This window comes from Verrucomicrobiota bacterium (assembly GCA_037139415.1).
Lineage (GTDB): Bacteria > Verrucomicrobiota > Verrucomicrobiia > Limisphaerales > Fontisphaeraceae > JBAXGN01.
The window spans coordinates 1-14,248 of sequence record JBAXGN010000011.1; the positions used below are offsets into that span (position 1 = coordinate 1).

Sequence of the window (14,248 nt, forward strand, 5' to 3'; positions counted from 1 at the left end):
CTGGTGTTCAAATTGGTATCAAGCTAAATCTGGCAGATGCGGTGTTCTGAAGGTATGCACCCACACGAGATACTCGCCGCCCGCCGATAACTCGAAACGGCACCGCGCCAATCCTTGATCCCGCCCGCCGCCGACTGGCACGCTGATACACTTGCCCGAGGCAATACTGGCGTCTGGGGTCACGGCCATCGGAGGAATCAGGCGCATGGCGGACGCGTCAATCCTGACGATGCCCGGCTGGGTTTCCTTAAAGAGTGGCAGATCGTTGGCAATCAAAGCACCGGGCTTCAACACCAGCAGCGGTGTTTTCGCATTCTGCGTTTCGGTGTCTTGCAGCGTAATGGTTTTGGCGATTTCCGCGTCGCCTTCCACCGCCATAAACGTTTTTGTGCCAGGGGGAATGAACGCGCGCCGAACCGTGATGGCTTGCGAGTTCATGAACCAGAGGACGGGGAAATCGCCTGTGCTTGCCGACGGACCAGTCAGCTCAAACGTTGCGTTTTTAACATCATCGAGCACCAGCATGGGGCGCGCATCCTTTTCCCGATAGGAACAACGCAGGCCATTGACTTGCAGACCCGTCACATGCCGGCAATACAATCCGTAGGCCGGGAGCCGGCCAAACATCTGCGCCTCGGGGTAATGCTTGATCACCGTCTCATCAGGCACCTCGCGATCCACCAACTCACTGCCCCCGCCACCTTCATACTCGAGCGAGAGGTTGGACAGGCGGACGTTTTCCACGCAGTGACCAGGAATGCCGGTGATGGAGGATTCAAACATGGAGTTCACGGCAGTGATATTTTGCAGAACCACGTTGCGAATGGTTCCCGGCACTCTTGGCTCCACTTGCTGGGTTTTGCTGCTATTGCCGCCGCGATGTCCCAGCCGGATGAAAATCGGCGCCTTTAGGTTGTTCATGGTCAGGTTCGAGACCACGATGTTACTCAAGTGCGCGCCGTCCACCGACTCGATGGCAACACCTGCGAGGGTGCGCTCCAGCGGATTGGTCGAGGCGCTGTACAACTCGCAATCCCGGAAGGTGATATGGTCGAAATTATCATGGGTTTCCGTGCCGATCTTCAGTGCGTTGCAGGCGCTCCAGATGCGGCAGTTGGCCACCATGATATTACGCGACGGATGGGTATGCCCTGGCTCGGTGCTCTTAAGAACGACCCCGTCATCCCCCGTAATAATGTCGCATTCCTTGAGGGTGACATCCACGCTGGAATTGATATCTATGCCATCGGTGTTGGGACCATGGAGATAATTACGAATCGTGACGCGCTCGGCGGTTACTGCGGCACACCGCTGCAAATGCACGGTCCACGAGGGGGAATTGGTGAGCGTGATATTTCGCAGGGTTACATTGGTACAACGGGTGAGATGGATGAAGTTAGGGCGTTTGAGCGCCAGGTAATTGAATTGCGCCGTTCCGCGCCACGCCGAGTTGGAATACGTTTGCGCCTTCTTGACCCAAAAAGCGCTGCCCCGTCCGTCAATGGTTCCACCGCCCTCAATGGCAATGTCACTCGCACCAGTGGCCGAAAGCAGTTTTCCCGACGGATAATCATCCAAGCTGGTGCTGCCCAGCAGAGTCGCACCCGGCATCACTTTGAGCTTCACCCCGGATTTCAGGAGCAGAGAACCAGTCAGATATATCCCCTTGGGCACCACCACCTCGCCGCCGCCGGCGGCGGTACACGCATCAATGGCTTTTTGTAGTGCGACGGTATTCTTGGTGACACCGTCGCCCTTCGCTCCATGGAGGGTAACGTCAAATGGTGTGGCCGCAGTGAGTGCCAAGGCCGGTAAAAAAAACAACGCAAGGTGTCGCATACGTGGTGCAATGCTAGAAGGAAAACGGAAGGCAACGCAAGCGCGGACACAGGCGTATCAAAAGTTTATTGGGACCTTGACAGAGTTAGGTGGAAGAATCATCGTCATTTTTAATGAGCCATAATGCATATCAGTGTTTTGTAATCGTATCGCGTTGGCTGGTGCTGCTGCTCTTGGCATTGCCAATCACGGTGAGCGCCCAATACAATTACACTGTCACTGACGGCACAGTTACCATTACCGGGTACACTGGTCCTGGCGGAGATGTGGCCATCCCGAGCATCCTCAGTGGTTTGCCAGTCACCGACATTGGAGACCAGGCGTTCTATCACTGCGACCGCTTGATCAGCATCACGATCCCTAACAGTGTCACCAGCATTGGTTTCGCGGCGTTCCAAACATGCACCAACCTGACCAGCGTCATCATCCCCAACAGTGTTACTAACATCAGAGGCTGGGCGTTCAATCACTGTAGTAGGCTTACCAACGTCATGATCCCCAGCACTGTCAATAGCATCGAGGAAGCGGCGTTCGCTGGCTGCACCAGCCTGAACTCGATAACGGTGAACCCGTTTAACCCTTTCTATAGTAGTGTGAATGGAGTCTTGTTCGACCAGAGCCAGACCACGCTCATCCAATGTCCGGGTGGCAAAACTGGAAGCTTCACTGTCTCGGACGGCGTCGCCAGTATTGCGGAATCGGCATTTACTTCGTGTGTCAACCTTACCAGCGTCACGATCCCCAGCAGCGTCACCAACATCGGGGACAGGACATTTTGGTTCTGTTCCAGACTCAGCACGATCACGGTGAATCCGCCCAACGCTTTCTATAGCAGTGTGAATGGAGTCTTGTTCGACCAAAGGCAGACCACGCTCATCCATTTTCCGGAGGGCAAAGCCGGCCGTTACACCGTCCCGGACGGCGTCACCAGCATTGCGGACTCGGCATTCCTAATCTGCAATAATCTGACCAGTGTCACGATCCCCAGCAGCGTCACCAACATTGCGGAATCGGCGTTTGAATACTGCAATAACTTGGCCAATCTCGATCTCGGCATCGGTGTCACCAGCATCGGGAACGCGGCGTTCTATCGCTGCACCAGCCTGACAAACGTCATAATCCCTAGTAATGTTACCACCATTGGGACCCTCGCATTCTCTGGCTGCACCAGCCTGACGAGCGTCATTATTCCAAACCAGGTCGCTCACATTGGGCACGACGCATTCGGTTCATGCACTGGCCTGAACTCGATCACGGTGGATCCGTTCAACGCCTTCTATAGCAGTGTGAATGGAGTCTTGTTCGACCAGAGTCAGACCACCCTAATCCAATGTCCAGGGGGCAAAGTCGGAGGCTATACCGTCCCCAATAGTGTCACCTACATTGAACTTCAAGCGTTCCGTTTCTGCACCAGCCTGGCCAGTATCACGCTCCCCAACAGCATCACCAGCATTGGTGCTTCGACGTTTCAAGACTGCCATAGCCTGACTAACGTCCTCATTCCAAACAGCGTCACCTTCATTGATGACGAGGCGTTCCGTTCCTGCTCCAACTTGGCCAGCATCACGCTCCCCAATAACGTCACCAGCATCGGGAACTCGGTATTTGCCGCTTGCGCCAGTTTGGCGGAAGTGTATTTCGAGGGCAACGCTCCCAACATAGGTACGGATGTATTTTCTGGTGACAACCACGCAACCATCTATTATTTGCCGGAGACCACGGGCTGGAGTTCGACATTGGGCGGACGTCCAACCGTGCTGTTGAGCCCGCACTCACGTCCGATCCTCATCCAAACTCCAGCGAATTTGATTTTGCGTCCGGGTGAAGTTGCGCAGTTCCAAGTACGAGCCTTCGGCACGGCTCCGCTCAATTACCGCTGGACCCGAAACAAGGTGACGATCCCCGGCGCCACCAATGCCAGCTATATCGTGAACCAGGTCAATGCCACTCATGCTGGCAAGTACCAGGTTATCGTTACCAATGCCTTGGGTAGTGCGACCAATGCATTCCCGGCGGTACTGACAGTGGATGGGGTTAAGCCCAAGTTGTTTTTCACCACCCCGCTGCCCAATACCCGTGTGAGTAATGACAGCATACAAGTCCTCGGGCGCGCTACGGATATTGGTGGTCCGTTGCAGACTGTTTATTGCCAAGTCAACCATGGACCATGGCAAACCGCCAGTGGCACCACGAACTGGTCCGCGACCGCAGCCCATCTGGTGTCCGGCACGAATACAATCAACGTCTATGTTGCGGATGTGGCTGGGAATTTATCCCTCACCAATACCATGAAGGTGAATTACGTGTTAAGCGACCGATTAACAGTCCAGGTCGTGCCCAATCATGGCGGGACGGTGAGGCCCATCTTAAACGACCAAATTTTAGGAATCAGTAATCCGTACAGCATGGAGGCTACGGCAGCTTCGGGATTCATATTCTCCAACTGGGTGGGCAATGGTGTGGTGCTGACCAATCATCCCACCCTGCGGTTTACGATGATGTCCAATTTGGTGTTGACGGCCAATTTTGTCACGAACCGGTGGGTGGGTTTCAAAGGCGACTATGTCGGCCTGTTTACGCCCACGAACCGGATGCCCGACGCCGCCAACTGTGGCCTGCTCAAAGTGACCATTACGGAGAAGCGCACTTTTACCGGTCAACTGCTGTGCAAAGGAATGTCCATGGGGCTGGCTGGCAGCTTTGATGCGTTCGGACATAAGCTCTTGACGCTCACAGGACCGGGCCGGGCGCAATGGGTGGTGGACTTGTGGGTGGACTTTGACGGTCAGGAAGTCAGTGGCGCCATCCGTGAGGGCAATCTGTGGACTGCAAAGGTGGATGCCTATCGCAAAAAGACGAGTGTCGTAATGGTAAACTCCACCTTGGTGCTGGTGGCGGCGTCCACGAATATGCCAGCGGGTTATGGAGTGGCCACGGTGGTAGTTAATCCGGCAGGGACGGTTTCCATCGTCGGCAACCTGGGGGATGGCACGGCTTTGAACGTATCCCCGGCGGTGGTGGCTACGGCGGGTTATTGGCCAGTGTACGCGTCGCTGTACGGGAACCGGGGAATGGTGATTGGGTGGTTGAGCCCGACCAATGCGCATTTCAACCGGTTGTTCTGGCAGAAACCGGCGGGCGTGCCGAGCGCAGTGCATCGCGCGGGGTTTTCCGGCTGGCTGGAGGCGGCATTGACGGGCTATACAGCGGGAAACCACACCGCACCGGGTTGGCCGAATGGTGCGGCTGGAAAGCTCAACGTGGAGAATGGCAACGTACCGACAAATAGGACGTACGACGCGCAGATACAAATCATAAACAACTTGGCCAAGGCAACGGGCGGGGTATTGACCAACGTCACGCTGACCATCAACGCGGCGAACGGAACGTTTCGCGGTGGGTTCAAGCACCCGGGCACACAACGCCCCACCACTTACAAAGGCGTCTTGGGCGGAGTAACGGGCACCAATGGGATAACGACGTTGGAAGGATTTGGTTGGTTTTTGGGAACTGACCAGAGCGGCAGCGTACGGTTGCAAGCGAACTTCGCAAAGTAAAAAGCTGTTATCGCAAGCGATATTAGAGCTGATCACATTCCCGGATAGTGCTGCGTCCATGCCGATCAGACTACACCCCGATGGGTGCAATACCTTGAACCGACTGTGGCGCCTACTAAAAGCTACGCCCGGCGTAATTGCGCGCGCCGCTCGTAAAACGCATCCTGATTGGCCTGCAGCGCGATTTCCGCGCTGCTGTAACGGTCGGCTGCCAGAAAAGCCCGCTTTTGTTCGGGCGTGGCCTGCGCGGGATTAAACATCCACAGCCAGTCGCGATAGCCAGTGGCCTCACGCACCACGGGGAACACTCGGGCGTCCCAAAGCGAGTATTTATCCGCCGGAATGGCCGCCTCCCAAATATCCGCCGGCTCGGCTCCGACCGCCGCCAACCATTCCAGAATGGGTTGACCGCAAAAAGTGCCCTTGGCCACCGCAGGGTCTTTGAAGGTGTCGCCGATGCCGTGCGGGCGGATAAAAAATCCCGGTTGCTGAGAGCGGGAGAATCCTTCCACCACATCCAGGCATTGCCCCGGCTGTAATTGCAACGGCGCAACGACATCAATGCCTACGACCACGTTATCGCCGGCGAGCGTCAGCAGTGCGTCGAGGCGGCAGCCCTCCACCCAGCAGTTTTTTCCCGTTACGCCGCCGCGTTCCTCCCGCGCGTTATTCAACAGCAGTTGGCCATCCGCCGGCAGGGTGCCGAGATCCTGCCGCACCAAGGTGTGGCCGGACTGAATCAATTGCCGGGTGGTGCCGAAATGCAGAAAGCTGCAACGCGAAAGCACTTGGGTCCGCAGCGGCATCCGGTTTAAAATCGAGAACATGGCGGCCAGCAGCTCAGGTGCCCAGGCGGAACCGGCGCTTTTGGCTTGGGACCGGTGATGCGCCACGGTGGCATCCCGCCCCAGCGCACACAATACCTCGCGGTAAATATCCAGCCCCTGATTCATGACCGCCTGCTCCATGCGTGGCGAAAACGCCAGATGACCAGCGGCGTCAGCCTGCACTTCAAAGGCTTTCAACAACGCGGCGGCGGTGCTGCCATCAAAGCTCATCACGCCGATATCCAGCACGGACTTGCCAGCGTTATTGATCGCGCCCAGCCGGACCTGTTCCTCCGGCTTGGGTTTTTGCAGGTATAAACGGGTCGCCCCGTCCGGTTCCACACAGAAAACGCCGTGTTTGCTGGCGGCTTCCGGGGTGGCGTAGTCTCCCAAGGCAGTGATACCGCTGGGGGCAAGCCGAACCTCGCTGGCATCAAACTGGATCAAGGCGTCGCCGGAAGTCACCACCACTTGTCCGTCGCCAGCTCCATGATCGGGCAACGCGGCAAAAATAGGTAGTTGCCGATCAAACAGGCTCAACCCCAGAGCACTCTTGCTCTCGCCGGGCACCGGGACAAAAATTTTTCCGCACGGCCCATACGCAGGCAGCCGCCGGGAATCACCTCCGGCGTGAATGATGAGCACCCGCACCGCCTTGAGCAATCGCTCCACGCCGGTCCAATCGCCAAGGTTCACGCCGTACCGCTTCGCCTCCCGTTGGAGCACCTCGATCAGGCAAAACAGCGTGCTGCCGCCAGACCCAACGCGTTTGCCGCCGGGATCTGCCACCACGAGCGCGGTACCAATGGTGGGCAGCAGGCCCAACTGTTGCCGTAAGCTGAGCTGGGTGGTATAGGCGCGCGCCTGCAATTCATTGGAGGCCGTGACAATCAAATAGTCCCACGCGGGGGAGGTTGCTGCCGTGTTGCTCATAATAAAATCCGTGTCTTGTTGCTCATGTTCGTTTGTGTCGAGTCCCATGGACCCGTCAAACTTTGTCCTGACGTTTTTCAAAGTCTGTGGATATAGCGCATTTCTTTCAAGAAATACATGGCCATCTTTGACTTTATGATGTTGTTTTTTGACCTGCCGTCTGTTAACTTAAACCCCGTACGCTGAGCATGAAGACTAAGACCATCGCCAATCTCGATTTTCTATCGAAGCAGGTCCTCGAGGCCCGCCGGTATTACTTGAACCTGGACCCGCCCTCAACGACGCCGACGGCCGTGGTGTGCGGCGGCAGCGAACATTGCGAGCCGGAGTACCGCATCCGCCGTTCCGGTTTCCGGTATTACGGCCTGGAATTTGTGGCGCGCGGCGAGGGTGCGCTGGTGCTGGCGGGTCGCAAATACCGGCTGGTGCCCGGCATGGTGTTTGCCTATGGCCCCAAGGTGCCGCATGAAATTGTGAATGATCAGAAGTCGCCGATGGTCAAGTATTACGTGGATTTCGTTGGGAAACCAGCCTTACGCTTGCTGCAAGCCGGGCCGCTGGCGGGCTGGAAGGCCGCCCAAGTATCCGATCCGCAACAGATCTTCGAGATCTTTGAGTTGCTCCAGCGTAACGGCACTTCCATCAGCCGCCAAACCGGCGCGATTTGCGCCACCCTGCTCGAATTGCTGCTCCTCAAAGTCACCGAAAAAGCGGCGCCGGAATCCACCGGGGATTTGCGCACCCTCATCTCATACCAGCGTGCGCGCCAGTATCTTGAGCAGCATTACATGCGCCTTAAATCCGTGGAGGAAGTTGCGCAGGCGGTGCATCTGAATTTGTCTTATCTCTGCCGCCTGTTCCGCCGCTACGACCAGGTGCCGCCCTATCAGCACCTGGTCCGGCTAAAAATGAATCGCGCGGCGGAAATGCTGCTCGAACCGGGCGTGCTGGTGAAACAGGTCTCCGAGGAACTGCAGTTTTCCGATCCCTATAATTTTTCCCGCAGCTTCAAATCCGTGTTTGGCATGTCACCCGAGAAATTCATCCAGCGCGGGCGAAGAGACTGATAATTGCGGATTGCGGAATTCGGATTGCGGAATAGCCAATTCCTGTGAGAGCTTCCGCGCGGTCACTGTCTTCGTTTTATCTCGAAGGTGCCTTCTTCACCAAGGGCGGATTTGAATCCGCCATCCTCGATCCATTGCTTTGCCGCCGCGTCCCCTTTTAAGTGGGCATCCCAAAAGGCGGTGGTACTCATCAGGATCAACTCATGAAAGACTGCATCTTTTGAGCGGAGACCCAGCAACCCGCTGCGCCCGCTAAAAACCATGTGGTCGCCGCCGGCAAGGATGAGCAAATATTGGTCGGCACCCGTGATGTGGTCAAAGGGGAATCGCCGCTGCTCCGGTTTGGTATCGCCAATCGGACTGTCATCTTTCGTGCCCGTGAGGTGATACACCGGCACAGTGATGCGGTCATACGACCGTTCTGCGTTTAAGCGGGGCACGGGCGCGCTCATGGCGATGGCGGCCTTGATGCGCGGCTCCTGGTATTTGTACTCCGCAACGCCAAAGCGCTGTCCCACGGTGGTCAGCGTCGTGTTCGCGCCAAAGGAATGCCCGGCCATGCCAATGCGATTGGTATCAAGATGTTTTTCCAAGGGGCCGGGTTCGACTGCCAATTTGGCCAGTTGATCCAGCGCAAACGTCACGTCCACTGGCCGTGCAATGGCATTGCGCGGGTCGGCTGCCGCCGCCCGCATGCCGGCCATGCCGCCGGCTTTGCCGCGCCATACTCCGTCATCGCTGCCAGCATGTTGCAGGTGTACGCAGACATATCCGTGACTGGCCCAATGTCGCCCCACGTATTCATAACCGTCGCGCGAACCGCCCAGTCCGTGCGAAAAAATGATTACCGGAAACAACCCATTGGTATTCGGGTAATATATCTTCACGGGCAATTCGCGCGTGCGGTTGGTGTCCTGCCACGCGGCCTTAAATACCCCTACCTCAAATGGCCCGGCAGTTTTTTTATATTCCGCTGCCCTGGCATGACTCGTTGCCAACGCCGTCAGCAGCAGCCATACCCAAATTTTGTTTAATGACCTGGTCATCACGTCTAATGACCCTCCGCCAAGGAAACCGGTTACAGTGAAGAACCCTTTTTTATCCATTGCCCAGAGCGGGGGCTTGTCGCTATGCTGCCGGGACTATGACTGAAGTGAAAGCGCCGCGTCCGTTAATCACTCCGTTTTTAATGGGCGATCTGCTCCTGCTGGCGGTCGCGGGTGGCATTGTCTATCAAAGCCCCTGGCCGCTGACCCCGGTTTACGTCGCGTTATGCGTGGCGTCGGTCGCGCTGGGAGCCGTGTTGCTGGTCTGGCCGTTTGTTTTGCAGTATCGCGCCGAGGTGAAACTCGGGGAGGCAGAAGCCTTGAGCGCCGCCATCACCCAAATGGAAAACCTGCGGCAAATCCAGGAGCAGATTGCTGGCGCGACCAATCAGTGGACAAATATCCAGGGTGATGCCGACCGGACTACTCAGGCAGCCCAAGCTATCGCCGAACGCATGACCGCCGAGCAGACCGCATTTCAGGAGTGGTTTGCCAAAGCGAACGACTCGGAAAAAGCCACCCTGCGACTGGAAGTGGATAAGCTGCGCCGCATGGAACGCGAATGGCTCCAAGTGCTGGTGCATGTTCTGGATCACACCTACGGCTTATACACCGCTGCCGCCTCCTCCGGGCAACCCCGGCTCATCGAACAGCTTGGTCAGTTTCAATTCGTTTGCCGTGACGCGGCGCGTCGGGTGGGACTCGTTCCCTTTGAGGCTGCCAGTGGTGAACCGTTTAATGCGGAAATACACCAGTTGGTGGCATCCGAAACGCCAGTGCCGGAAGGGGCCCGGGTTGGACGCACCCTGGCCACCGGCATCCGGTTTCAAGGGCAACTGGTACGCCCGGCGTTGGTGGAATTACCGGTGCCGGAACCGCCGCCTGTGGAAGTCGCCCCGGAGATCATTGAACCGCCCGTTTCCCTGCCTGACGCGATTTCGGCGGACACCGCATCATCCGGGGCAGAGGCCGCTCCGGTTTTAGTGGAAACGGCTGCGCCTGAGGTTGTCGCCGAGAGCACTCCGCCGCCAGCCATGCCCGCCGAGCAAAAACCGGACCCCCAGCAAACGTTGTTATGAAGCGACCATTGCGGGTATTAATCATTGAGGATTCGGAATTCGACGCGCGCGTGGTGGTGAACGTCCTGCGCGGCGGCGAGTTTGACCCGGTATGGAAACGCGTGGAAACCGCCGAGGCGATGCGGGCGGCGTTGGCCGAACAGCCATGGGACGTGATTCTGGCGGATTATAATCTTCCGGAATTCAGCGCGCCGGCCGCGCTCAAACTGGCGCAGGAACTCGAGGTGGACAAGCCGTTCATCATCATCTCCGGCGGCATCGGCGAAGATATCGCGGTCGAATGTATGAGGGCTGGCGCGCATGATTACCTCATGAAGGGCAGTCTGGCCCGCCTGTTGCCCGCCGTGGACCGTGAATTGCGCGAGGCCGAAAACCGCGCCGCCCGGCGCCAGGCGGAACAGAGCCTGCGCGACTCCGAACTCCGGTACCGCCTGTTGTGGGAAGCTTGCCCGGACGCCGTCATTCTGATGGACGAGGCCGGCGTGATTCACTTTGTCAATCCCGCCGTCGAGGCGGTGTTCGGTTATCAGCCGACGGAATTGCTGGGCCGCAACCTTTCGCTGCTGCAACCAGAGGCGTTGCGCGAACCGCACCACCACAGTATCGCCAACTATATGGCCACTGGCGTGAAAAAAACCAGTTGGGTGGCCCGCGAGACGTTTGGGCTGCACAAGAATGGCCGGCAGATCATCATTGAAATCAGTGCCAGTGACATGGTGCTGAATGGCCAGCGCCGCTTTGTGGGCTTCATTCGCGACATCACCCAGCGCAAACAGGCGGAGCAAGCCCTGCAAGCCAGCCGGGAACAGCTCCGGCTGGCCCGCGAAATCCAGCAGCGGCTTTTCCCCTCCCGCCCGCCGGAAATTCCGGGCTTTGAAATTGCGGGGGCTTCGTATCCCGCCGCCGAGGCCGGGGGCGATTATTTTGATTACCTGACCATGTTGAAGGGGCGGTTTGGCGTGGTGGTGGGCGATGTGTCCGGGCACGGCATCGGCCCGGCTTTGTTGATGGCGGAAACACGCGCCTACCTGCGCCTGCTTTCGATTCGCCGTGAGGACGTGAGTGAAATTTTGTCCATCGCCAATACCGCCCTGGCGGAGGATGTCGGCCCGGGCCGCTACGTCACCCTCTTCCTGGCCCGCATCGAACCCCAAACGCGGCAAATGATCTTTGGCAGCGCGGGGCATCCCCCCTGCTTCCTCTACAACGCGCAAGGCGAAATCAAGCTGGCCATGAAACGCACGGGCATGCCCTTGGGAATGCGGTCTCAGACGACCTATCCACCAGCGCCGCCCGTGCAACTGGAAAGTGGTGACCTGCTGGTGCTCCTGACCGATGGGGTGGACGAAGCCTTGTCCACCAGGGAGGAATTTTTTGGCACCGCGCGCATCCATGATTACATCCGGGCGCATCGCGAACAATCCGCCCGGGAAATTGTCGAGGGGTTGTACCACACGGTCTGCCAGTTTGCCGAAGGCACCGAACAAGCGGATGATCTTACTGCCATTGTGGTAAAGGTAAAATGAAACCGCCCACCCTGGCCTTATGCATGGTCCTCCGCGACCAGGGGAAATTTCTTCCGCATTGTCTCACCAGCATCGGCGGCGCGGTGGATGCGTTATATCTGGTGACCACCAAAAGCAACCCTGCCCAGCGACAATGCGCCCATCAGTTTGGCGCGTCGCTGCGCCTCATCAAGTGGACTGATGATTTCTCCGCTGCCCGTACTGCTTCCATCCGTGACGTGCCGGAAGATTGGATCTTGTTCCTCAACCCGGATGAGTGGTTTCCCGAGCCGCCGAAGGAGGCGTTACGCCGCGCGCTGAGAGGCTGTCGTCATGCCGCCTTGGCGCTGCAATATGAGGCCATCGAAGGCTACACGCCGGTCTGGTCCCGTCGGCTGTTCAAGAATCATTCCGGCATTCGGTTCGAGGGCCTGATCCATGAACATATCCGCAGCAGTCTGGCAGAATTGCCAAACGCGACCACGGGGCATATTCCGGTGCGACTGGTCAATGGAGCCGATGACCAGCAGTCCAACCTTGGGAAACTCTGTCGCTCGCTGCCGCTGTTGCGCCGGGAATGGGACCGGGCGGTACAAGCGAAGGATTATCTGCAACAATTGCAAGTGGGCAAAGCATTGGGGCTGACGCTGATTCTGAGTGGCGATGCCGCCGCCGGCGAGTTGCACCTGATTCAAACAGTGGGCCTGCTGGCCAGCCACTCCTGCAAAGTCGGTGAAGAACAAGTCAGTCTGGAATTGGAGGCTTTGGCGGCGTTGTGTTGGCGCTATCTGAAAACCAATCGCGCCCGGGTGGCGGTTGTGTTGTGCCGAGAGCTCGAAGCGCGGATGGGACGGCGAGCCGCGTTTCGCCTGTTACGTGGGGTGGCGCTATTATCCGCTGGTGAGGTTCCGGCCGCGTTGAAGGATTTGCGCTGGCTGGAAACGCGCGCGGATAAACTCCAACTGGAAATCGCTGTGCCCCGAAGTCATCTGGGCGTGGATTTGCAATACTGGCTTGGTCAATGCTACCAGCAGTTGGGTAATTTCCCGAAGGCGCGCCAAAAGTATCTGGCCTGTGCCAAAGCCAATCCGGATCATCTGGAGTATCGCGCCCGGGTGCGGCTGGTCGAGGTGCTGGCGAAAAATTTTGAGTCCACCGCCCGATCCTGATCCAAACCCAAAATCCGAAGTTGCTCGCGGCAGTCGTGCGTCAGCGGGGTGATGTTCATGGGCTCCTCGCAATGTTGAATGGAATGGGGGCCAGTTAAATCCGAAATCCGAGGGCCGAAAACCGAAAGAATACCGAATTCCGAAGCCGGAATCCGAGGGCTGGCACGCGGTTGGTGGCCGGTTCGCGTTTCACGTTGAAACGCGGCGTTGTTCCAGCCCGGCGACGGCCACAGGCGTCGGTGGCTCCCCTCATGGAGGTGGCGTGTTTTCGGATCTCGGATTTCGGATTTCTTTCGGAATTCCACTGCGTATTCCACCGAAAACAGCGAAGAACCCCTATTGTCAGCGCCACTTTTTAGCCCATCAGCAAGTGCCATCAATGACCACCGCGTTTGGCAAAAGTAGTTGTTGCCAAGGGGCCGGCTCGGGTGTAGCGTTATAACGACAAGTAAATCTTATTATGTTTATGAAAAAACTTATAGCATTAAGTATCGTTACGCTGGCCTTGGCCGGCTACAACACCCGTGCGGACGACGGCCAGGCGCTGTTTGAAAAAAACTGCGCCAAGTGCCATGGCGCCGACGGTAAGGGCGAGACCAAGATGGGCAAAAAACTGAACATCAAGGATCTGACCGATTCCAAGGTCCAGGACTCCTTCACCGATGAGAAAGCGTTCAAGGCCATCAAGGAAGGTGTTAAGGATGGCGACAAAACCCTGATGAAAGCGGCAGAAGACGTGTCGGATGACCAAATCAAGAGTCTGGTCTCCTTCGTTCGTAAATTCAAGAAATAGCCGGATTGTGCCGGGTTGATCCGGAAGGTAAGCCGGGTTAACCCGGTGGCCAGCCCTGAATCTGTATGGCCCCCTGCCTCACCCACCGGAGCCTGTGCGGTGGGTGAATTTGAACACAGGCCTAGCGTGGCATTCACTGTTTTCCCAACCAAGTTTGAGGCGACCTTGCGGCGGTTAATCCAGCGCGCCTCTTTGTTTGAGGATTGTTTGCCACCGTCCGATTCGGGTGTCGCGTGAGCGTGCGGCCATATTGGCTTGTCTTTAGATATGCTAAACTAATGTATAATTTTTCTTGATTGCCGGGTTGGATTTGGATTAAGAATCGAACCGTGAAACGAAACATGCGCCAGCGCACGAGACTTTTGGCGGCCGCCGATGCTACCGCTAAAGGGGACTTCTTTGTCACGTTTCCAGTTTTACCATCGCCTTTTCA

Annotated in this window: 9 protein-coding genes; 6 read left to right on the forward strand and 3 right to left on the reverse strand. The window is 57.3% G+C overall.

Annotation, left to right across the window (positions count from 1 at the left end):
• Positions 1 to 18 precede the first annotated feature (18 nt).
• Entirely contained in the window at positions 19 to 1,839 is a 1,821-nt protein-coding gene (locus WCO56_03225) for a glycosyl hydrolase family 28 protein (protein ID MEI7728550.1), read from the reverse strand.
• 113 nt (positions 1,840 to 1,952) lie between these two features.
• Between WCO56_03225 and WCO56_03230 the strand changes: the two genes are divergently transcribed.
• Positions 1,953 to 5,396, forward strand: a complete 3,444-nt coding sequence (locus WCO56_03230) for a leucine-rich repeat protein (protein MEI7728551.1) — start codon at positions 1,953 to 1,955, stop codon at positions 5,394 to 5,396.
• Between the two features lie 122 nt (positions 5,397 to 5,518).
• Here WCO56_03230 and WCO56_03235 read toward each other — a convergent pair whose 3' ends face one another.
• The gene (locus tag WCO56_03235) at positions 5,519 to 7,156 is read right to left on the reverse strand and encodes an L-fucokinase (protein MEI7728552.1); all 1,638 of its coding nucleotides are present in this window, start codon (positions 7,154 to 7,156) and stop codon (positions 5,519 to 5,521) included.
• A gap of 188 nt (positions 7,157 to 7,344) precedes the next feature.
• Between WCO56_03235 and WCO56_03240 the strand changes: the two genes are divergently transcribed.
• On the forward strand, positions 7,345 to 8,223 hold the full coding sequence (locus WCO56_03240; GenBank protein ID MEI7728553.1) for an AraC family transcriptional regulator: 879 nt from the start codon (positions 7,345 to 7,347) through the stop codon (positions 8,221 to 8,223).
• Between the two features lie 62 nt (positions 8,224 to 8,285).
• Here the strand turns inward: WCO56_03240 and WCO56_03245 are convergent, their stop codons facing one another.
• Positions 8,286 to 9,269 (reverse strand): hypothetical protein, encoded by a 984-nt coding sequence (locus WCO56_03245; GenBank protein ID MEI7728554.1) that lies wholly within the window; start codon positions 9,267 to 9,269, stop codon positions 8,286 to 8,288.
• A gap of 98 nt (positions 9,270 to 9,367) precedes the next feature.
• Here WCO56_03245 and WCO56_03250 point away from each other — a divergent pair, with 98 nt between their 5' ends.
• The 4 genes from WCO56_03250 (at position 9,368) to WCO56_03265 (ending at position 13,815) form a co-directional block, all read left to right on the forward strand.
• On the forward strand, positions 9,368 to 10,348 hold the full coding sequence (locus WCO56_03250) for a hypothetical protein (protein MEI7728555.1): 981 nt from the start codon (positions 9,368 to 9,370) through the stop codon (positions 10,346 to 10,348).
• Positions 10,345 to 11,874, forward strand: coding sequence for a SpoIIE family protein phosphatase (locus tag WCO56_03255; protein MEI7728556.1), 1,530 nt, complete (start codon positions 10,345 to 10,347; stop codon positions 11,872 to 11,874). The genes WCO56_03250 and WCO56_03255 overlap by 4 nt, the downstream gene beginning before the upstream one ends.
• A complete protein-coding gene (locus WCO56_03260; protein ID MEI7728557.1) occupies positions 11,871 to 13,022 on the forward strand; it encodes a tetratricopeptide repeat protein in 1,152 nt (383 codons plus the stop codon). The genes WCO56_03255 and WCO56_03260 overlap by 4 nt, the downstream gene beginning before the upstream one ends.
• A 466-nt stretch (positions 13,023 to 13,488) precedes the next feature.
• Entirely contained in the window at positions 13,489 to 13,815 is a 327-nt protein-coding gene (locus tag WCO56_03265; protein MEI7728558.1) for a cytochrome c, read from the forward strand.
• The last annotated feature ends 433 nt before the right edge of the window (positions 13,816 to 14,248 follow it).